The organism is Dysgonomonas sp. PH5-45, from assembly GCF_029893235.1.
Taxonomy (GTDB): Bacteria; Bacteroidota; Bacteroidia; order Bacteroidales; family Dysgonomonadaceae; genus UBA1309.
Genome location: NZ_JARXWE010000001.1, coordinates 1 through 22,731, shown reverse-complemented (window position 1 = coordinate 22,731; position 22,731 = coordinate 1). Strand labels below are relative to the sequence as shown.

13 protein-coding genes and 1 pseudogene are annotated in these 22,731 nt (G+C 38.2%); 13 read left to right on the top strand and 1 reads right to left on the bottom strand.

Translation table 11 applies throughout. The features are described 5' to 3' along the window. Positions 1–4 precede the first annotated feature (4 nt). From lepB to M2132_RS00030, 9 genes are all read left to right on the top strand, one after another. Positions 5–991: a signal peptidase I gene (gene lepB, locus M2132_RS00070; protein ID WP_280670037.1), complete on the top strand. Its 987-nt coding sequence runs from the start codon at positions 5–7 to the stop codon at positions 989–991. 16 nt (positions 992–1,007) lie between these two features. After that, positions 1,008–1,649, top strand: a complete 642-nt coding sequence (locus tag M2132_RS00065; RefSeq protein ID WP_280670035.1) for a WbqC family protein — start codon at positions 1,008–1,010, stop codon at positions 1,647–1,649. Positions 1,650–1,761: 112 nt separating this feature from the next. Beyond that, positions 1,762–3,672 carry a S8/S53 family peptidase gene (locus tag M2132_RS00060; RefSeq protein WP_280670033.1) on the top strand — a complete coding sequence of 637 codons (1,911 nt, stop codon included), beginning with the start codon at positions 1,762–1,764 and terminating at the stop codon, positions 3,670–3,672. Between the two features lie 354 nt (positions 3,673–4,026). Beyond that, positions 4,027–5,205, top strand: a complete 1,179-nt coding sequence (locus M2132_RS00055; RefSeq protein ID WP_280670031.1) for a hypothetical protein — start codon at positions 4,027–4,029, stop codon at positions 5,203–5,205. 32 nt (positions 5,206–5,237) lie between these two features. Next, positions 5,238–5,708 carry a hypothetical protein gene (locus M2132_RS00050; RefSeq protein ID WP_280670029.1) on the top strand — a complete coding sequence of 157 codons (471 nt, stop codon included), beginning with the start codon at positions 5,238–5,240 and terminating at the stop codon, positions 5,706–5,708. A gap of 389 nt (positions 5,709–6,097) precedes the next feature. Next, positions 6,098–6,568 (top strand): DUF3244 domain-containing protein, encoded by a 471-nt coding sequence (locus tag M2132_RS00045; protein WP_280670027.1) that lies wholly within the window; start codon positions 6,098–6,100, stop codon positions 6,566–6,568. Between the two features lie 96 nt (positions 6,569–6,664). Beyond that, positions 6,665–9,055: a T9SS type A sorting domain-containing protein gene (locus tag M2132_RS00040; protein WP_280670025.1), complete on the top strand. Its 2,391-nt coding sequence runs from the start codon at positions 6,665–6,667 to the stop codon at positions 9,053–9,055. Between the two features lie 17 nt (positions 9,056–9,072). Then, the gene (locus tag M2132_RS00035; protein WP_280670023.1) at positions 9,073–18,951 is read left to right on the top strand and encodes a SpvB/TcaC N-terminal domain-containing protein; all 9,879 of its coding nucleotides are present in this window, start codon (positions 9,073–9,075) and stop codon (positions 18,949–18,951) included. Then, positions 18,948–19,478: a hypothetical protein gene (locus M2132_RS00030; RefSeq protein ID WP_280670021.1), complete on the top strand. Its 531-nt coding sequence runs from the start codon at positions 18,948–18,950 to the stop codon at positions 19,476–19,478. Before M2132_RS00035 ends, M2132_RS00030 begins: the two co-directional genes overlap by 4 nt. Here the strand turns inward: M2132_RS00030 and M2132_RS00025 are convergent, their stop codons facing one another. Continuing rightward, entirely contained in the window at positions 19,479–19,679 is a 201-nt protein-coding gene (locus M2132_RS00025) for a hypothetical protein (RefSeq protein ID WP_280670018.1), read from the bottom strand. Here M2132_RS00025 and M2132_RS00020 point away from each other — a divergent pair. The 4 genes and pseudogenes from M2132_RS00020 to M2132_RS00005 all read left to right on the top strand — a co-directional run bounded on the left by M2132_RS00020 (position 19,650) and on the right by M2132_RS00005 (position 22,670). Next, the gene (locus tag M2132_RS00020; RefSeq protein WP_280670016.1) at positions 19,650–20,798 is read left to right on the top strand and encodes an RHS repeat-associated core domain-containing protein; all 1,149 of its coding nucleotides are present in this window, start codon (positions 19,650–19,652) and stop codon (positions 20,796–20,798) included. The two genes, M2132_RS00025 and M2132_RS00020, sit on opposite strands and share 30 nt — an antisense overlap. A gap of 73 nt (positions 20,799–20,871) precedes the next feature. Then, entirely contained in the window at positions 20,872–21,306 is a 435-nt protein-coding gene (locus M2132_RS00015) for a hypothetical protein (protein ID WP_280698169.1), read from the top strand. Between the two features lie 271 nt (positions 21,307–21,577). Next, positions 21,578–22,309, top strand: a pseudogene (locus tag M2132_RS00010) (RHS repeat-associated core domain-containing protein); the annotation flags it as partial. After that, positions 22,284–22,670, top strand: a complete 387-nt coding sequence (locus tag M2132_RS00005) for a hypothetical protein (protein ID WP_280670014.1) — start codon at positions 22,284–22,286, stop codon at positions 22,668–22,670. The pseudogene M2132_RS00010 and the gene M2132_RS00005, both read left to right, overlap by 26 nt. The last annotated feature ends 61 nt before the right edge of the window (positions 22,671–22,731 follow it).

Below are 22,731 nucleotides of genomic sequence, written 5' to 3'. Positions count from 1 at the left end.
GTAGATGACAGAAAAGTATAAGGATATGTTTAAATATTGGAGCAAGGTGTTTGTCATAGCCTTGCTCGTTATCCTTGTTATACGTACTTTTTTTATTGCCTCTTATTCGGTTTCATCGATACAAATGGAAACCTCATTGCTAAAGGGTGACAGGGTTTTGGTGAACAAAACGGCATACGGCATACGGATGCCCGTTACTTTACTTTCCATTCCGTTTGTATTCGATTCTATTGCCGGTTTACGCACGTATTCGGATGCTGTTCAGTTTGGTTACAATCGTTTGTTTGCATCGCAAGTAGAGCGTAACGACATTGTAGTTTTTAACAACCCGTTGGAAACAGATAAACCCCTCGACAAACGCAGCGTATGTATCAGCCGTTGTGTGGCATCGCCGGGCGATACGGTTTTTGTGGATGGATTCGCGTATCTGATCAATGGCAAACAGTATGTAACTTCGCCCGATTTTCTGATGCAGTTCCGTTTCCCGGATGTTTTACTCGATACCGTTCGTAGCCTTGCCCGCCATTTGGATATACCTTTGCGTAATTTGAACGAGAGTGATTCGCTTGTTTATGCTTCCTTAAACCGATATGAGTCTTTTCTGATTAATAAAAATCTGCCTGACACTATGCAGCTTCAGATTGCGGAAAAAGATGCCTCCAACTATAAAGTACTTGTTCCTAAAAAAGGAATGAAAATAGAACTGAACGAACAAACCATTCCTCTGTACAAAAAACTGATTCTGGACGAACAAGGGCAGGAATTTATATTTCTGAAATCAAAGTTTTATTGTAACGGAAAACCTGTTGATAGCTATATCTTCCGGAACGATTATTATTGGTTTCTGTCCGATAATGTCGATGAATCGGTCGACTCGCGTTACGTAGGCTTTATATCGGAAAGGGATATAATAGGCAGGGCGTCGTTCGTTTGGTATAGTTCCGCAGAGTCGGGGGTGCGGTGGTCGCGCATATTCTCGTCAGTAAAGTAATTTTTTTGTGTTGAAAATGGATATTTGGTTATCTACTGCTTATTTAGCTCCCATTCAGTATTATTCAAAAATGCTTTGTGCAGACAAAGTATGGATTGAGCGGTACGATAATTACGAAAAGCAAACTTATCGTAACCGGTGTACTATCTTGTCGGCCAATGGGCCTATCGCTCTGTCTATACCGGTAGAGCATCCGCAAACGCAGAAAAGCCATACAAAGGATATCCGCATTGCCGATCATGGAAATTGGCGGCATATACATTGGAATGCACTCGTTTCGGCATACAATTCCACTCCTTTTTTTGAGTACTATCGTGACGATTTTCAGCCATTATATGAGAAAAAATATACTTTTCTTATCGATTTCAACGACGAACTGCACTCATTGATTTCCTCTTTGATAGGTTTTGATAAGACGCCTTTGGTCAGTTACACCGATTCGTACAAAGAATCTTTTTTTTGCGATGAATACGATTTCCGTTCGGCTATTCATCCCAAGAAAAAATGGGAAATAGCCGACCCTGGTTTTGCCTCAGTGCCTTATTATCAGGTTTTTGAACAACGATTTGGCTTTGTGCCCAATCTGAGCATTGTGGATTTGTTGTTTAATATGGGAAACGAAAGTTTGTTAATATTGTCTGAATGCTGTCAGAAATAAAAAAATCGTTAAGTACTGATATCATTTGTAAATAGATTTCCGAAATATTATATCTTTACGATTACCGAGAACTGAAAAAATCTTACTGGTTATTATTTAATAGTGTTACAAAATGAAAAAAAGTTTTACGTTATTGTTCTTTTTGGCATTGTTCATTTCATCTAATGGGCAAACGCCGGAGGAAAGAAAAAAAATTGTTGACGGGTACAATCAGACTAAGTCTGAAACCCTTATAAAAGAACTTGAAGCCGAAAGCAAGGCACGCGAAGAGCGGCTGAACGGTTTTATTAGTAAAAATCCCGGAATACTGCGGTCGGGAGCTACAAAAAACGGAGCGTATATTCAGTTGGTAGACGTGGATACTGATGGAAGTCCTGTCTATTATACAACTTCAAACCTTACTTCTGCATCAACAATTCGTACCTCGGCGTTGTACCAAGGTGGTAGTTTAGGGCTGGACTTGGAAGGCCAAAATATGATTGCCGGAGTTTGGGATGGTGGAAAAGTGCTGGGCACTCATACCGAATTTAAAGGAACTGATGGCTCAAAAATAGTTTTTGGCGATGGAATTGCAGGTACTATTCTTTGGCACTCTACCCATGTTGTAGGAACGGTTACCGCAAAAGGAGCAAACATCGAGGCGCGAGGGCTGGCTCCCAAATCGAAAGTGCATGCCTATGAGTGGACAAACGATATAGTAGAAATGGGGATATTTGCACGCAAAGGCTATCTGGTTTCTAACCACTCTTATAACTCTCTTCTGTCAGGCGATAAAGAGTGGGAATTTGGGGCTTACAATAAGATTGCTTCCCAATGGGACAATCTGAGCTATACTTATCCTAAATATCAGTTAGTAAATTCAATTGGAAATTTCAGAGAGGATTGGAAAAAACTGAATCCTAATAAGAACGGATATGAAATACTGTCGGGTTCGGCTGTTGCAAAAAATACCCTTACCGTAGGGGCTATCGAAAGAATAACGGATTATTCGCCCGAGACGATTGTTTTAGGCGTATTCAGTAGCCCGGGGCCTACCGACGACGGACGCATCAAACCGAACCTTGTTGCCAAAGGAGTGGATGTATATTCAACAATGGCAAGCAATAATAATTCTTATGGTGTGCAGAGCGGTACTTCAATGGCTGCACCTGCCGTTACAGCCGGCATATTATTGATTCAGGAGTTGCACAATAACCTGTACGGCAGCTATATGAATTCGGCCACCGTGCGGGGCGTGTTGCAACACACAGCCCTCGAAGCCGGGGTAAACGATGGTCCCGATTACGATATGGGTTGGGGTGTGGCAAACTTTGAGGATGCTGCAAAAGCGATTATCGATAAACAACGTGGCTCTATTTTTATTAGTAACTCTGTCATTGAAGAGAATACACTCAAAAATGGTGATGTGTACATTAAATCACTATATGTAAGAGAAAGCGAAGAACCAATGAGAGTTTCCATATCGTGGACAGACCCCGTAGGACCGGAAAACAAGGATCAGATTATAGATTGGGATGTGAAATCGCTGGTGAATGATCTTGACGTAGTTGTAGAAGATGAAAACGGTAATATTTACTATCCTTGGAAACTTGATAAGGATAATCCTGCCAATGCGGCGACAACAGGCGATAACGATGTGGATAACTTCGAGCGGATTGATATAAAGAATCCATCGGGAAAATATTTGATTACAGTTTCGCATAAAGGAGAATTGGCTGCACCGCAAGATTATACTTTGGTGGTAACAGGCAAAGATCTTGAGGGGCCGATGTCTATCAATGAAGATACAGCTGCGGGCTTATCTGCGTGGGTATATCCGAATCCTGCAAAAAGTGTATTAAATATTAAAGTTGACGAAGTGGTTGACTGTAAGCTGTACAATCTTCTTGGGTCAGTGGTTTACAGTACATCTTTTGATGCGGGGCATAATCAGATTGATGTTTCTCCGTTCAAATCGGGAACCTATTTGTTGAAGTTGACCGGAAAAACATCGACCAAAACAGAGATTGTTATTGTAGAATAGTATAAATAAAAACTCTCAATATTCCATTTAAAAGGGACTGCTATCCAGAAAAGGTTGCAGTCCTTTTTTTGTTTAAGATGGGGCAGGAGATATAGATGGAATATAAAAAAGGGATACTACTTTATTTTCCAAATGTTGTGGTTAATACCACCGTCTTTAGACGCTTATACTTTAGTCGGCTTTAGCCGAAGCATTATTTAGTGGGTGGTGCGTTGAATTTTATGTTTAAATAAGTAATCTATTGTTTAGGGTTTACTTACGGAATAAACAATAATTGCACTAAAAAGAAAACTTTTCACTTTTAAATAGTTATGTTATTTTTGTACTAACAGTGTCCGGTATAATATGAATTTTATGAAAAAAATTTCTTTTATTTTTTGCCTTTCTATAGTATTTTACTTTTTTACATCATGTAATAAAAAATCGGATAAATTTGAGGAGATATTGGGTACAGTGGAATATTTTATAGATCATACCCCTGATAGTGCTTTGATATTTTTGGATTCAATTCACAATCCATACGAATTAAAAGAAGATCAACATGCTAAATATATTTTACTTTTAGTACAAGCAAAGGATAAAAATTTTTTGGACATCTCGTCTGAAAACTTAATTTTTCAAGCAAAGGATTATTTTATAAAAAATAATGAAAAGAAAAACATTTGTTTATCAGCATTTTACTGTGGACGAGTTTTACAATCACAAAAGAAATTCGATAATGCGGTAATAAATTATCTTGAAGCTAAAAATATTGCTGTAACTATTAATGACTATTATTTGTGTGGATTATGTGATTTTTTTATAGGAGAAATAAGTTATAATCAATTATTATTTGATGAAGCTATTCGATATTCTAAGAAAGCTGAGTATAATTTTTTACGTTGTAATAAATATAAGAATCGAATAGCATCTAATAATTGTATCGCTAATTCTTTTTTGTTGAAAAAGTTGCCTGATAGTGCATTTGTATATTATGAAAAAGGTTTGGGTTTAGCTAAATCGAATAACGATTTAACAGCTCAAATTGATGTAATGCATAACATGGGGCTCGCTTTTCAGATGATTAATGAGGATGATCGAGCAAAAGAAATTTCAATGCAAGCTTTATCATTATGTAGTGATAATGATCAGAAAGCAAAACATTGTATGAGTTTATCCAGAATATATATTCATGAAAATAAAAAGGATTCCGCTTTATTTTATTCTATTTTAGCATTAGATTTATCTGATGATGATTTATCGAAAGCTTCTATTTACAGGCAGTTATCTAAAATTGAAGAAAATTCAGGCAATTATCGGGGAGGATTGGATTATCATAAATTATATTCAAAAAGTTTATCATCCACTTTTGAAGAAAAGGAGAATTTCCATATTCTGAATGTATTAAAAAAATATGATTTTGAATTGCTTCAAAATGCAAATAAGAAATTAGTGATAGAAAGACTTTGGATTGTTATTATTTCAATTGTAGTAATTGCTCTTGGCACTTTTATGTTTATCGGATACGAACTCAAAATAAAGAAGCATTATTAACAGCCAAAGAGCAAATTTATCTGTTAAAATCAATGGTTAATGAACAGGATAAAAAAATAAATACTTCTTCAACTAAAGATAAAAATATCGGTGATTTGCGTAAAATTTTATTTAAACAACTCAATACTATAAAGAAAATATCTTTATTGGAAAATTATTTAAATGATTATGACAAAAAAGATGGAAAAAGTATTCTTAGAAAAGTTAATGAAATTATATATGATTCTGCTGAAGAGTTTGATTGGGAGTTGTTTTTTCAAACAGTTAACGCATTATATGATGATTTTTTAATTCGACTGACAAACTTGCATCCTCAATTGGATAAGAGGGATATTCTTATATGCTGTCTTACAAAATTAGAGTTCAATAATACTGAGATAGCATTGTTGATAAAATCAAATCAGAATATTATTCAAAAAAGAAAAACCGTAATCAGAGAACTTACAGGAATGAAAAAACAGGAGAGTTTTGCAAAACAATTAGACATAATTACCTTAGTATAATAATCAGCCATTAACAAAACTCCTGCAAAATAGGGGTCTTCGTTTTTAACAAAGAGCTTCAGTTTACATTTTTTATAAAAATAAATTGCTTTAGAAATATTGCTTCCAATATGATTGGGCTACTCTGAGGGGAATATGCAATTTATTAAAAATAACACAAAATGCTTCCTTTTGTAAAGTTTATTATCAATATATACCTAATAAACTTTAAACATACTATTTGTAAAATCTGCCAAAAGATGTTGTTTTAAATTAATATAGTACTAATTTTTAGCAAATTAAATAATTTTACATTCTCCCAAAACCTGCCATGACGATTTCCTTTATTGCACGTCATTTCTAAGAAGGATAAATTTGTATTTATTTCATTTTTTGTAAATTTTTTATTTATGGCAGCTAAATCACATTCACTACTATCATTGTTGTTAGTTTTTGTTTTGACAGGAGTTTTAACTTTCAATAGCGCATTGGGCTCCAATCAGGTTAACAATACCGTCAGTAATAATACTGTCAGCTATACTACGAATAAGGGTAAAAAAATGGATAAAGAGGAACAGATCGACCTACAGGGTTCTTTGATTCACATTACAATCAGGTCTACTATTGCTGGTAGTAGTAGTGGCATCCCGTTTTCAGTAACTAAAAACAGTTCTTTTCTTAAGGTTTATTTTCTAAAAGATTTGAATAATATTACTATTGAGATTTTCGACAAATTTGGGAAGATAGTATATTATAATACCATTAATCCAATTACGGGAGGTAATCTATTCATTTCTTCAATAAACTGGAATTCAGGAGAATATAAAATATCTTTCAGCAATAATTATGGCAACAGTATTTATGGAAGTTTTGAAATGTAATGCTTAGTTTTCCATTCTATCAATCTTGTAGTATTATAAACTTAAAATGATGAAGATTTAACATAAATATTTTAACCAAACAAACGCCTAAAACTTATGACTTATACCCAAAGGCTTATAATAAGCTCAATAATAGGAATTGGGCTTATTGTTCTACCCAAATTGCTTTATTCCCAGTCTCCAGGTGATGTTGGTAGTCCTGAATTGTGGATGAAGACAAAGGGTACCGGAATTCCGTTAAAATATCAATGGATGGACTATAGCGGAGACCACTTGAAATTGTATACTTACAATTACGCAAGTCCTTCTCAAAAACAAGAATATTTAACAGATTCGGTTCGTTTCTATAATGGTCATCCGGCCATCATGTTAAAAAAACAATTTAATAATCAGATTTTTGAACTGCCTTTAAAGTATGTCAATTTAGCCCAGTCTACTGTTATTGGTGTTTTTGCTCCTAACAGTCAGTTTTCGCAAGAAGTTCCTATATACAGTTTATCAGGTAGAAGCGGAACAGATTATACTCAGGGAACGGATAAGGTCTATTATTTGCCTTTGGATACTTTGGATTATGGTAAGTCTGAGGGTATGGATTTAAGAACTTCTGCGCGCGAGTCGTCCATGTGTATAAGTAGCCATTATCGTAGTTTAATTCCCCATAATGGCATATGGGGAGGAAAGGAAAAAGCATCTTTTGCTTTTCCGTCACCTTCTCCAACAAACTTGTCTTTTTCTGGGTATATTCCCGAAATTATTGCGTACAATCGTTTTCTTACCCCTCTTGAACGACAAAAAGTAGAATCATATTTGGCTATTAAATATGGGATAACGTTGCCCGTTTCTTACATAGGTAGTAATGGGCAACTACTGTGGAATATTACAGAACAAACCAAATATAACAATCGGATAACGGGGCTATGCAAGGATGATGCCAGTGGCCTTGACCAAACTGAGGCGGCCACCAGTTATGAAGAAGCTCCTTATTACACCTATATGCAGGCAAACGATTATTTTCATAAAGCTAATCCTGAAAATGGGAGTTCTACCTCACGTTTGTTAACCATAGGGAGAGAATCTATAAGCACTTGGAGTAACTACTCTCATCTTCTCTGGGGCGATAATAATCAAGGACTGAAACCTGAACGAAAGGATTACTTAATTGGAATGAAGCTGATGCCCCGGCATTGGTTAGTCAATACCCAAAATCTAAAGAACGAAAGCTACTATGTGGAGTTATCTTATGCTGATGGAAAAGCTTCTGGTTTTAAAGATCATGTGAATGGAAGTTCTTACCTGATGATCAATAATTCGGGAAGTGACGAATTTCAACAAACAGTTATCCGGTATGTTGAGGTAAGTGGTATTGATGCTCTTCGTAAAAAAGCAATCTACAACAATGTTCTGTTCGATATTGATGGCAATTATAAAGATGTATTTACCTTCGTATATTGCGATTCGCCTATTGCCGGAGACATTGATATTAAGCATAAAAACTGTAATAATGATGGAGAGTTGCATATCCGTATCATAAAGGGCGAAAGGGTATTTTTCTATAAGCTCAAAGATGTTAATTCTGGCGAAGTGATCCGTTCTGGGAATGAAAATAGCTATGAGTTCGATATAAACGGACTTTCGGCTGGCGAATACGAACTATACATTGAGCAAAGAGGAGGTTACAGTTTTGAGAATTTAACGAGAGCTACTCCTCGGGAAGCTCTTACTACTAATCCATTTCCTGCGCAAGGAGGATCGTTAAAATGGGTTGTTACAGATTTGACGGACAATTACACCGTTGGGTTTAAAGGAACAGCCTCCAATATTCTCTATCACGGAATCAGCAAAGAAGGTAATACTTTGTCATTAATAATCTCTAATGTTTCAACACCTTCGGGTATACAGGTTGCTCTTGGCGACGAATTAGAGGTAAAGTTTCAAAATAATAAAGTTAGTTTTTATAAGAACGGAGTTCGGATAGGACCTAATCCGACTACTGTTGCAGCTACCACCTATTATGGATTTATAGACATGAGTAGAGGCTTTCTCGAACTGCGAAACTTAAATGCGGTGGGTTTCACAACACTCTACGATTGGATTACTACGGGTAATGTGACAAAGATTTACTCTGAACAAGCTTCTGTTGTTCATACTTTAACATTAAATAATTTATGTTCGCGCTCTTCTTCAGCTCGTCCAAACCAGTCTGACGAAGATTCTTCTACAGTTATTGAAGAGGCAGCGGCCGAAGTCGTAAATTTTAGTTGCATACAAAAGAATCTCAATTTAACTGCTAAACTACAGTTTGAAAAGCCTGACGTAGTTTCGTTCTTAATCTATAATACCACTGGGCAGTTGATACTGAAAGAAGAAAACATGTCTCTCCAACAAATACAATCGGCCGATTTTCATTTGCCGTCCAAAGGTGTGTATATTATTAAAGCATTTACACGCAATCATGGAGAGTTTACCAGAAAAATTATTGCCGAATAATTCTAATGCTATTTATCATGAAAATCAATTATAAAACAGCTATAACAGGGGCTTTACTTGCCACATCTATTCTTGTGGGCATTGCCTGGAATAATCCAAGGATTAAAGAGATAAAGAATCAGCAAACCGTTGTTTCTCCGAAAACAGAAACGAATATCCTTCCGGAAGGAGAGAGTAGTAATGTTTCAGCCTCGAAACCGGCGGTCGAATTTATGTCTAATTCCGCTGAAGGAAGCGAGACAACCGAAAGAATCGAATACCTTTCTATCTCGAAAGAAGGGGTGATCGGTCTGTACGATGGAAAACAAGTAGACAATCCTTCTGATAATATTTTTACGGTAAGCTTGGCCGAAAGTCCCGAATTGAAAGATGAAGTTTGGCTAAGTTTCGATTTGGAAGGAGTAAATGATTACACCAATATTCCTTATAGCATAAACGATCGTTTAGCTGTTGGCGGATATCTGGTAAAAAAGAGTGATGCTTCTGCCCGTCAAAAAATACAAATTAATCCTTTGTGGCTAAACCAAGGAAACAACTTTGTTCAGTTCACTTTACCTGAAGATGTAGAATACGGATATAAGGTCAGTAATTTGTCCATAGAGGTAAATAAAAGATCGAATAACTCCTTTTTAGTTCTGAATACAGTAAACCTGAGTTATGACAATAAAGCTTATATTCATGGCTTTGTTCAAGACAAGACCGCCTCGGATGCCGTTTTCTATGTAAATGAAAAACCAATAAAGAGCAGAAATGGCGAATTCGAAACAATCGTATCTTTAGATGATAGTCGGAAGGTAGATGTGAAAGCTGTGTTGAATGGCAAAAATAAAACAAAAAGCATTGTATTCCCTAAAAACACAAGGGTCGATTATGCGTACGATATCAATACAAAAGTGCTTTATGCAAGTAAAGAACTTAAAAAAGGTATCGCCGACCGTATCCAACTGGAAACGGCCTGTTTGGAAGTAGATTCTGCGGCTCTTCTTGGATCATCTAAAAAAATATCCCTCACTACACTGCGTGATATTGATATTCCGGTTATGAACATGGGGCTAAGTAATATTACCGCCGATCATAAAGGATATCGTTTTCTTCCTCACGGGGAGCATTTTGCCGATGGCGCACGTGTTGTTCTTAAGTACGATCCAACAAAAATACCCAAAGGATTTACCGAAGATGATATCCGTACGTTCTATTTCGATATGGATACTCGGCTTTGGGCTGCTTTGGAAGTAGATTCGATCGACAAGAAAAATCAACTCATCATTTCCCGCACCACGCACTTTACCGATATGATCAATGGAGTGATTCAGGTTCCAGAATCGCCCGAAACACAAGGTTATACACCCACGATGATGAGCGACATACAAGCTGCTGATCCGACATCTAAAGTACAACTGATCAGCCCGCCTCAGGCAAATGTTAGGGGTTCTGCCGGATTAAGTTACTCGTTCGAAATGCCTCCCGCCCGCAACGGTATGGCTCCCAACCTATCCATTGCCTATAACAGTGATGGAGGTAATGGTTGGCTCGGCGAAGGTTGGGATTTGAATATTGCTTCCATAAATATTGATACCCGCTGGGGTGTACCTCGTTATGATGATAGCTATGAAACAGAAACATATTTAATGGATGGTTCTATGTTAATGACATTACATAATAATACTGCTTCTGTGGCTCATCGGAATGATGAAATAGCCCGAATTGAAAACAGACAGTTTTATCCTCGCAACGAAAACAGTTTCTCTAAGATTATACGAAAAGGAAATTCTCCTAGTAATTATTATTGGGAAGTAACAGACAAATCAGGAACAAAATATATATATGGAACTAACGGAGGTACTTTAAAAGGAAATGTTACTACGACTGATGGCGTTCAAAAAAATGTAGCAGTTGAATGGAAACTTTCGCGCGTTGAAGAACTACATGGCGACTACATAGAATATCATTATCAACAAGTGGCGGAACCAATAACCTCCGGATTATCCTCCCAGTCTCTTTACCTGAGAACAGTTAAAGCAGGCCAGGTAAGCAAAGATCCTCACACTGTAGTTACTTTTACAAGCAATACGCAAAAAGAAAAACAAACTAACAACGCGCGTTACGGATTCCTTACTTCTTCTAATAAGTTGTTAAACGGGATCACGATTGCTTTTGAAGGAAACACGCTTCGCAGCTACACGTTCAATTATGGGACAGGTGCTTTTAATGCAAAAGTGTTGCAATCGGTAACTCATTTGGATTCTTCAGGCAGTGAATTCGCTACTCATACTTTCGATTATTACGACGATGTAAACTCTTCAGCTGGATATAAACCGTTCACCGAATCGGCAGAAGAATGGAGTCTTCATAATGATAATATCGAGACAAGTATGAAAAATCCCATGAGTAGTATAAACGTATCTGGATTTAGCAACAAAGCCACAGCTTTGGGTGGAAATACAACAACCTCCCAAAGTATTTCTTTTTATGGAGGTGTCGGAGTCGGGATTGATCCGACAACGATAAGCAGTACCATTGGAGCAAGCACCGGATATAGTAGTAGTACTACCGAAGGCTTATCCACTTTAATCGATATTGATGGCGATGGGTTACCCGATAAAGTTTTTGTCGATGAAGGCAAATTATATTACCGTCCCAATATTTCGCAAGCAACAAACGTTTCCCATCAATATGGAGATAGGATTGAAATAGGCGGAACAATAGAAGAATTCTCCAAAACAACCAGCCGCTCTTATTCCGGAGGTTGGAAAGGCAGTGTTGGTATCTTTATTGCTACGGCCGCTAAAGGAAAAGACAAAAGTTCTACAACATCCAAAATCAAGGTTTATTTTGCTGATGTGAACAACGACGGATTAGTGGATATCGTATCTAATGGAACGGTTCATTTTAATAAAATTATTACTGATTCTAACGGACGTTTAGTTCCTTATTTCACAACAAACAGTACAGGTACACCCAATCCGATTAACGGGAGTGGCAATCTTAGTTTAGATGAAGAAGATATTCAGGTAGATCCGGAAGAACAGGCCGAAGAAATTAAAAATTCTCCTATGCAGGATGTGGTACGTGTTTGGGAAGCTCCTTTCGATGGCACGGTAAATGTCGCCAGTACTATTAAACTATTGGCTCCACAAGGAAAATATGATACTGATGAATACAGTAACGCCGATGGTGTCAGAGCTGCTATTCAATTTAAATCGACCGAAAAGGCTACACAAACGATTTCTTTGTTAAATACAGGTAAGCCTTACCCGATGAATGTAAATAACCTTGTGGTGAAGGCTGGCGAAAAACTTTTCTTCCGGTTGCAATCAGGAAGAAATGAGATGTCTAATGGAGCTTTTGACCAGGTGGAATGGAGTCCTGTAATAACCTATCAGGGAAAACCAGCTTTTGTAAACCCGAATGGAGAAAGCTCGATAGCTTATAGAGCAGAAGAAGGAACTATTTACAGTGAAGAAAGCTGGGTAAGGGTTGATACCGTATCCAATAAGGTTTTTCTGAAAGGATCTTTCTCAAAGCCAATCACTTCCGATATAGTTACTTTAAGAATTATTGCAGCCAACGAAAGAAGCATACAAGCAAATGACAATTCGGAAGAACAAGAGAATCCAAACTACGATGAGCAGATTGTGTACACAAGAACATTCTCTAAAGAAGCCGCAAACATAAGGCTTTCGGATCAAATATTTGGAAATATACCTTCTTCTAATCATAAAAACCTGAAATTTGAAATCATTTCAGATTCAAATATAGAGTGGTATAAAATAAAATGGGAAACCGGCATAACAAGCAATGGAAAAGAGATGCACTCATTGGTTCCTGTAGAATATAAAGTCTATGCCAAACAATTGAAAACACCGATAGCTCCTACTGTCTTTACTAAAGAGATATATAATGTATCAATAAGTACAACTTATTTGCCGTCAAATATACAAGATGATACATATCTGAAAAGCAGTGATATGATAAAAGAGGCAATAGACTTGGTGATGGTAGTGAAAGATTCAACAGGAGTGATAGCCAAGATGGATGTAACAGTAGATGAAACAAATTACAGGAAAACATCATGGGAAGGGAGCGCTTCTTTCCCCTATTTGCCACCGGGCAGTTATTGGTTTGAATATTATCTCAAGGATAGTAGTAAATATGTAACCCAACTTAATCATTTAGGAGTACGTATTATCTACAATGAAACACTTCTTATACCATTTCCTCTTGTAGTATTTTCTAAAGCCGATATGTATACTTCACATAAATCGAGTTACTTTGGTCCTATGTATCGTGGTTGGGGACAGTTTGTTTATAATTCGGCGGAAGGACGCTATGCTACCAAAATTAACGAAAGTGCATTAAATTATGACAAATATGCTGATCCGAATATTCTGAAGAAAGATACTATGAATTTTAATTCAACGGTCTTTTTCCCAATGACTGTTGGTCTAAATCCAGACAGTGTTAAATGTTGGATAGGGCAGAATAACCAGACCCATCTTATGGGTACAACTATGAGTTCTTCCCGATTGGGAGCACAAAATGTAGTGTTAACAAATCCACTTGCCGGTTTTAATAATATGACAATGGAAGGTGGGGGTGCCCGAGGTATTACATTGGAAAACAAAAGCACAAGTACAGCCGATTTATCGAAGAAAATGATGGGTGTTAGTAAAAGCTTGGCAAGGGGCAACTCATCTACCAAAACTGCTTTTATGGACATCAATGGTGACGGTTATCCTGATATTATCTCAGCCCAAAAAATACACATGACCAATCCGCAAGGAGGGTTCAGTGGTATTGCAATAGGTAATAATAATATATCAGAAACCAGTAACTCTTCAGAAGGGTACTCTTTAGATGGGTCACCCATCCACTCAGGGTCTACTTCCATTCGAGGATTAGCAGGAAGTAAATGGTTTAAAGATTCGAAGGAAATTGCCGCTGCCAACGATCTTGCCAAGAACGCATCTAAGCTGCCAGCAATTAGTGGAGGAAAATCAGCAGGGAACGATCAGGCCGATTTCATCTTTATGGATATCAATGGCGATGGCTTACCAGACAAAGTAAGGAAAAATTCCGTGCAGTTCAACTATGGATACTCCTTTTCAGAAGAAATTACTTGGGACCTGAACGACATTCAATACGGAGAGAATACCAGTTCGAACGGTGGTCTTGGCTATACTTTTGGTTCGAGTTTCTCAATCGGAGCTGGTTTTAGCAAAACAAGCAGCAAAAGTAGCTATATACTGATGGATATAAACAGCGATGGTTTGCCCGATAAAGTATGGACAAGCGGAAGTGTAGTGAAAGTTGCATTAAATAAAGGCAACGGCTTTGCCGCTCCAATCACATGGAGAGGACTAAGCAAAATAAATGAATCAGCATCTTGTTCTGAGTCTATTAATGGTGCTTACACATACAATATACTGATACCGACCCCGTGGTGGATTACAATAAAAATATCCCTCAATCCAGGATTAAGTAAGAGCAAATCCATGACTCGAGACTTGTATGCTATCCGCGATGTTGATGGTGATGGATTTCCCGATATTGTACTTTCGGATGATGATAGTCAAATGACCGTTTACCGTTCAACTATAGGCCGTACCAATAAGCTGAAAACAGTGAATAATCCGTTAGGAGGTAGTTTTACACTCGATTATACAAATACTAAAGCCACTTACAATCATCCGGGTGGCAAGTGGGCCATGTCTTCGGTCGAAATTAACGATGGAATCAACGACGATGGAGGCAATATGAAAACACGTTTTGTTTATGAGAACGGGAAGCATGACCGCCGCGAACGCGAATTCCTCGGATTTGGTAAAGTAATAACTCAAAGTATTAATACCGAGGATAATGATAAAATTTATCGCGAAACGGTACAGACCTACAATGTGTCGAACATTTACGAAGCCGGTAACCTTATCAGTACTTTAATACAGGATGCAGCAGGCAAAAAATATACGGAAACCATAAATAAGTACTATACATATAGCGTAAGTAAATACAATACAAATACTTATAGGTTTGCTACAGTTACTATAGACAGTACTACGTACGCTCCGCTTAGTATTTATGCCCCGTTGAAATATACAAAAACGCTTATTTATGAAGGTAATACAACAGGTATTGTAGCCAACGAAGCCTACTATACTTACTACCTGACCGGTCATCATGGAGAACTAAGCACTTATACCTATAGCGATAAGGGAAATCTGGGCGAAAGGGGTAGAGGTAGTTTCAATTATTATACCCAAATCGCTTATATAAACGATTTTAATAAATATGTTTTAAGTTTGCCATATCAGTTTATGGTAAGTGAGAATTCAAATGTATACCGTATGATCGAAGCAGAGTATGGCGACAGTTATTCTCCGGCTCACCTGACTAAGGTAACCCAATACACGGATTCATCATCGTTGCCTGCCGTTACCGATATCGTTTACGACCGTTATGGCAATATTACGAGCAAAACTTTGCCCCAGAATGCCAAAAGACAACGCATGAAATATACCTATAGCTACGATGATAAGTACAAGATGTATGTAAAGGATGTTTCCGATTCGTTTGGTTATACAAGTAAGATAGATAGTATTGATTATCGCTATGGTATACCCTTACTTTCGATAAGTAAAAATGGTAAAAAATCAAGAACGGCTATCGATAATCTGGGACGGATAACAAGTGTAACAGGTCCGAATGAAATACATGGACAGCTAAGGAATCCGTACACTATCCGTTTTGAATACCATCCGTCTGTTGTGAAAAATAATAAGGGTAATATTACCTCTCCGGCATATGCCGTGACCGGGCATTTCGATGCTCAGAACAGGGCTACGAGCGGCGATATGGAAACCGTTACTTTTGTTGATGGCTTTGGTCGTGTCATTCAGGTGAAAAAGGATGCCGCTATTACGTCGAGCAATGGGCAAAGTACCGAAGACCAAATGATTGTAAGCGGTCGTATGAAATACGATTGTTTTGGTCGCGCGGTCAAATCTTACCATCCGTTGACCGATGCCTTGACCAACCGCAACATTTTCCTGAGAGACTTTGATACTACATCGCCTACCGTCACCCATTACGATGTAATGGACCGTGCCGTGCGTGTTGTTTATCCCGATGGAAAGGCCTCGACGATGACTTACTCTAAAGACAATGCTTCGCGCACTCTTGTAAGCCAGCAAGTTGATGCGAAGGGGGGGCGGCAGTCAATCTTTACCAATGGCTCGGGTCTGACTGTAAAAACGGAGCAATATTCCGGTCCTAATGGCACCATCACTACCCGTTTCAACTACGATGGAATCGGGCAACTTATCGAAACGATTGATACAGAGGGCAACACAACTCTCTCTGATTACGACTATGCCGGTCATCGCACCCGTGTAACGCATCCGGTTTCGGGCGTAAGTACGTATCAATACGATCCTCAGGGTAACCTTACGAGTCGTCAGACAGCCAATCTGTTGGCGGAAGATAAATATATCACTTATACTTACGACTTCAACCGTCTGACGGGCATCAATTACCCCGATAACCCGGAAAACAATGTGAAATATCATTACGGAGACTCCTATACGGACGAAGACCAGCGAGGACGCCTTATCCTGATGGAGGATGCCAGCGGCGCCCAGCAATATACTTACGGCCTTATGGGTGAAGTAACCGAACTGACCCGTACCATTGTTATACCCAACCAAGGAGTAGCCACCTATACCACGAAGTGGGTTTACGACTCATGGAACCGTCTACTCAACATGAGCTATCCCGATACTGAAAAGGTAAATTACACTTATAATTCCGGTGGTCTGTTATGTAGCGTAAATGGAGTGAAGGGTCGCACCTATCATTATGTCACAAAACTGGGTTACGATAAGTTCGAGGAACGGTCTTATCTCCAATACGGGAATGGCGTGGAAACGTTTTATAGCTACGATCCTCAGATGCGCCGATTGAAGAACCTTAAGGTTTCCCACTCCGCGACTAATTATATGAATAGCACTTACGGTTACGACGCTGTAGGTAATGTAAGTTCGGTTTCCAGTCCGTCTTTCCATCATACTTACAGATATGACGGTCTTTACCGTCTGAGTTCGGCTGTGGGCGACTATACTTCTACCAATGGCGGTTTGGCTCAATATACCCTGCAAATGAGTTACGACAACCTTCACAATATCAGCAATAAGTACCAGATGGCATCCCAAGAGGGTGTCACAGTGGAAAGTACGAGCCAGGGCAACGCGGAAATCGGAGATGGGTACAACCTTGCTTACGCGTATGGGTCTAATCCATACCAGGTATCCTTTATTCAGGAGCAGAAGGGCGATATAAGTGGGGAAACCGAACACCGTCGTACTTACGATTACGATCTCAACGGTAACCTGACCTACGTTAATTTCTCCCGTTGGAAAGAGACTGGCAAACGAATTCCCGGAGGAAGCGAACGCAAACTACGTTGGGACGAAGAGAACCGCCTATCATCTATCTCGGACAACGGTTATGTCTCTTCTTACCTGTATGATGCTTCAGGGGAACGTGTAGTAAAGTCTTCAGGGGGTAGCAATGGCGTCTTTGTAAACGGGGTGTTCAGTGGAGGTAATACTGAAACCACCCGCTTTACTACCTACGTGAGCCCGTATCTGGTTGTAAGCCCCGGAGGCAACTACACGAAGCATATCTATGTTGGCAGCCAGCGTATCGTCAGCAAGCTTGGGGATGCGGAGAGCTTCACGTCCTTGCCCAACACCTCGGAGTGCGCGGGTCATAACCAGGGGATAGATGTTGGCTACAATGCCAAGTACGCGCGGTCTGTGGAGTCTATCCGCAAGAACTACGCTTACTTCAACGAGGAGTATAACGGGATGGACAATAATCCTTATACCGGAGGTCATGCCTGCCTCTGCGAGAACGACCTTCCGGTATCACCAATGGCATCCTCTACGAATGGCCTTGCAGTGCCCAAGGAGGAACGTCACCAATACTTCTACCATGGCGATCATCTGGGTTCAACGACAATTACTACCGACGCGAACGGCGATATGGCTCAGAGTATCCAGTATACGGCTTTCGGGGAGGTGTTTATCGAGGAGCGGTACAATAATACGTGGAAAACGCCGTTTTTATTTAATGCCAAGGAGTTGGACGAGGAGACCGGTTTGTATTACTATGGCGCCCGTTATTACGACCCCCATACCAGTCTGTGGTTGAGTGTAGACCCGCTGGCGGAGAAATACCCGGGCATGAGTCCGTATGCGTATTGTGCCAATAATCCGTTGAAGTTTGTAGACCCGACGGGGGAAGATATTTGGGTCTTTTATAAAGACCAAGATGGAAATAGCCAACATTGGGTATTTAATGGAAAAAATATGCGAAGTGCTCCAATTGAAAATGAGTTTGTTTCTGATTTTCTTCTCTCTTATGATTATAATACTAGAAATGGAGGTGGAGATAAAATGAAAGAAGCAGCGATGACTAAAGGTCTAGCAGTGAGATTGGAAAAAACATTAGAGGAAAGCAGACGTAGTTCTAAGATGGTTGATGGAAAAGAAATTTCAACTGTATATTGGAATCCGACCCAAGCAAATATAACTAATGAAGGGTATATTTATTCTCCTGCAACAGTTTTAGAGCATGAATTTGATCATGGACTAAGTTTTGAAAAAGACTCTAAGGCTCATAAGGATAGGGTAAACACCTATGATAGTCAGTATACCAGAAAAGAAGAAAGACGAGTTATAACTGGTTCTGAGGTAAAAACAGCTAGAGCAAATAAAGAATTTCCAAAAGGATATGTGCGATCTAGTCATACTGCAAAATATGATCCAATAAAAGTTATAAGTCCTATATCAACAAAGAGAGGTTCAAAAGTTAAATATAAATTAAAGATAAGGTGATAAATAAATTCTTTTTATTTTCTATTTCTATCATATTTGTTTTTATTGCTTGTAATAGTCAATCGAAACAGCAGAAAAGTCAATGCGAAAGTTCTATAAAGTCTGTTCGAGTATTGTATTTTAACAATATTTTTGAAACAAGCATTGCAATACCTTGCAATTACTTATTGAAAAATGCCGTGTCTCAAAAATATAATCCAAATGATAATATGGGTATAATTGATACATTAATCACAGATTGCGAAGTAATAAAAAAAATAGAAAAAGGGATAGAACTAATAGCAAATAATGATAATGATACATATAGTGAAGATGCACGTATGCATGTCATTATAATGTATGAAAATAATCAAACAGTAGAGTTCTGTATTACAGGTTACTATGCACAAAATATGCTTAAAAGTGGAATACTACAAAGTAATAGTAAAGAATTATTATATCTATTGAAACATTATAGTGGATATTATTTATGGATACCTTCAACAGATTTAAAGTATATGAAAGAGTTGAATGATTCCATCAGATAATCAACAAATAAGTAAATTGAATAGTGGGGTAGGCTTTCTGGTCTGCCCTGCTATTTTTAATATCAAAAAAGTAGAAATGTTGTAAGCCCCGGTGGCAACTACACGAAGCATATCTATGTTGGTAGCCAGCGTATCGTCAGCAAGCTTGGGGATGCGGAGAGCTTCACGTCCTTGCCCAACACCTCGGAGTGCGCGGGTCATAACCAGGGGATAGATGTTGGCTACAATGCCAAGTACGCGCGGTCTGTGGAGTCTATCCGCAAGAACTACGCTTACTTCAACGAGGAGTATAACGGTATGGACAATAATCCTTATACCGGAGGTCATGCCTGCCTCTGCGAGAACGACCTTCCGGCATCACCAATGGCAGCCTCTACGAATGGGCTGACAGTGCCCAAGGAGGAACGTCACCAATACTTCTACCATGGCGACCATCTGAGTTCAACGACAATTACTACCGACGCGAACGGCGATATGGCTCAGAGCATCCAGTACACGGCTTTCGGGGAGGTGTTTATCGAGGAGCGGTACAATAATACGTGGAAAACGCCGTTTTTATTTAATGTCAAGGAGTTGGACGATGAGACCGGCTTGTATTACTATGGCGCCCGTTATTACGACCCCCATACCAGTCTATGGTTGAGTGTAGACCCGTTGGCGGAGAAATACCCGGGAGTAAGCCCCTATGCATATTGTAAAAACAATCCGGTGAATAGAATTGATCCGGATGGGGAGGATGATTATTTTGTTCATCCAAATGGTAAAATTAAGCAAGTAGAAAAGGACGGAGAGCATACAGTTGTATTGGTTAATAAGAAGGGTGAAAGTACAGGAATGGCTCATAATATCGGAGATAATGTCAAATTAGTTAACGGCAAGGGGAAAACACAAGGTTTAATTATTAATGACCAAGTAAAGGCTCATGATGCTTTTAAAGGTATTGCTGAACATACATCTGTTGAATATGCTAAGATTGAGTATAATGAAACAGCTACTGATACAGATAAAACACTATTGTATACCAATGGGATAGGTAATGAAGTATCTGCAACAACTATGGCTAAGGCAATAGAATATAATGGATTAGGAATAGTTACTACCATTGATCACAGTCATCCGAATGGTCTTGCTGAACCTTCAGGATATGACAGAATTTCTGGAGAGATTATTCCTTATAGACCTAAAGGAGATGCGAAGAGTGCTATTGAATATCCTACCAATGCGAAAGGGCAGCCGATTAATCGTCATGTGTATGTACCTAATTCAAAAAAAGCTTATAAATATGATTCCACTAAATTTTATCCGGTTAAAAAATATTAGCATTTTGCTAATGCTTTTTATTTGTAGTTGCTCTGTCAAAAAGGATGTGAAATGCAAGGAGAATATAATCTCCATGATAATAAATGATTATATCTTGGAGTTTTCAGATTTTAATGGCCCCCCCGATGCAATACTCATTCAAAAAAGAGAAAATCACGGAATTTCAATAAAAGATTTACCGAAGAATACATCTTTGGGTTATTTGCGAAAAAGTATGAGGAAAGAAGAAGATTTAGGTGCGGGGGTATTTTCCAATGTACTATGTATTTATTATCTTGATGAAATAGGTGAAGATAAAATTATCTTTAAGGATGTTCCTTCTAAATTGCAAAAGAAGGCGGAGCAAATACATTTTAGCCTAACCTTAAGTGGAAAAGAAATTTCAATTCCTTATGATGTAGCAGAATGGGAACCAAGTTTGGAAATCAAGTATGATTTAAATTCTCAAAAAAAGATTGTGAATAATTATGCAAAAAGGATAGAAAAAACAGTAGATTTTTTTATTTAAATGCACCACGCTATGTATTTTAAAGAGAACAAAGAAAATATTCGAAACAGAGATTTTGGATAAATTAGGTGTTTCCTGGCGAAGAGAATGGTGGTAGTGGTAATTTAGCGAATGCAGGTGCAAAGGTGAACACAGAATAGCAGCCGTACCTGAAAAAAGTCAAGGATTACTTTTTTTTCAATAAATAAGGACAACCATAAGTAGGTAAATTGAATAGTGGGGTAGGCTTTCGAGCCTCCCCTGCTACTATTTTTTAAGGTATTACTATGGCGCCCGTTATTACGACCCCCATACCAGTCTGTGGTTGAGTGTAGACCCGCTGGCGGAGAAATACCCGGGCATGAGTCCGTATAATTATTGTGCCAATAATCCGTTGAAGTTTGTTGATCCGGATGGAAGAAGTTCCATATATGACCAAGATGGTAATTTTTTAGGGACAGATGATCAGGGTATCGCTGGTGATGCTCTTATGATAGATAGAAAGAATTTTGTGCAAGGTATGTCAAATGCTGATGCTCGTAAGCTATTGTGGACTGATGTAACAGATGAAGCTCGTTCAAAAAGAGATGCTCATGTAGCAGGCTTAGTTGACAGGCCAGATTATGATGGGAAACTTACATTTTTCGAAGCAAATGATTGGTATAGAAATGGAAATGGGCAGCCATTATATGTTGATGCTTCAAAAATAGATTTATCTCCAGTAACAACTACAGACTTGGAAGAAGGAAAAGGAAGATACATTAATTTTGCTTCGCCATCTTATGCTAACTTAGAAACCGGATTGGTATATGGTAATATAAAATTGACTCTTTTAAATGAAAATACTGGTTCAGTTAAATTGGGAGGAGAAAATGGCTTGTTAGATAATTACGGCTTTGAAATGCATAAGGGAGGTAGTAAATTTAGAAATTTTGCAACTAAAATCGGAAAAATGGTAGCTGGCAATGGAAAAGAGTATGATATATTCAATTATAACAATGGGCAAGTTAAAGTTAAAGAATAAAATTACCATTGTGATAATATGTTTTATCCTATGCATTGTAATATTTTATATATTCTTTTTTTGCAACGAGCAGTATATATATGAAAGTAAAATAACTCAAATACTTGATATTGACAAAGTTGAAATAAGAGATAAAAGTATAAGTGAAAGTGGTGCTATTGGAGAGTGGTATGTTTGTGAAACATATGATTTGACAAAGGAAGATTTTAATTCTTTTCTTGTAGGAAATAGACAAAATAAATTATACTTATCTGATGGTGTATGGATTAGAAAAAATTGGGAAAATTTACCTATTGACAGTCAATATAATGAGATTAAAAATATGGTCACTAGTGTCCCATTAAAATTGGGACGTTATTAAAAATCAAATAAACTTGGCTCATTAGAGTCGCATCGTTCTTTGTCATATTGAAAATTAGTTT

Bases quoted from the DNA above. Each gene is read 5' to 3' on its own strand.
- M2132_RS00050 (WP_280670029.1), top strand. From the start codon at position 5,238: ATGGTTAATGAACAGGATAAAAAAATAAATACTTCTTCAACTAAAGAT.
- M2132_RS00015 (WP_280698169.1), top strand. From the start codon at position 20,872: ATGATAATAAATGATTATATCTTGGAGTTTTCAGATTTTAATGGCCCC.
- lepB (WP_280670037.1), top strand. From the start codon at position 5: ATGACAGAAAAGTATAAGGATATGTTTAAATATTGGAGCAAGGTGTTT.
- M2132_RS00045 (WP_280670027.1), top strand. From the start codon at position 6,098: ATGGCAGCTAAATCACATTCACTACTATCATTGTTGTTAGTTTTTGTT.
- M2132_RS00055 (WP_280670031.1), top strand. From the start codon at position 4,027: ATGAAAAAAATTTCTTTTATTTTTTGCCTTTCTATAGTATTTTACTTT.
- M2132_RS00035 (WP_280670023.1), top strand. From the start codon at position 9,073: ATGAAAATCAATTATAAAACAGCTATAACAGGGGCTTTACTTGCCACA.
- M2132_RS00005 (WP_280670014.1), top strand. From the start codon at position 22,284: ATGGGCAAGTTAAAGTTAAAGAATAAAATTACCATTGTGATAATATGT.
- M2132_RS00025 (WP_280670018.1), bottom strand. From the start codon at position 19,679: ATGACCCGCGCACTCCGAGGTGTTGGGCAAGGACGTGAAGCTCTCCGC.
- M2132_RS00060 (WP_280670033.1), top strand. From the start codon at position 1,762: ATGAAAAAAAGTTTTACGTTATTGTTCTTTTTGGCATTGTTCATTTCA.
- M2132_RS00065 (WP_280670035.1), top strand. From the start codon at position 1,008: ATGGATATTTGGTTATCTACTGCTTATTTAGCTCCCATTCAGTATTAT.
- M2132_RS00040 (WP_280670025.1), top strand. From the start codon at position 6,665: ATGACTTATACCCAAAGGCTTATAATAAGCTCAATAATAGGAATTGGG.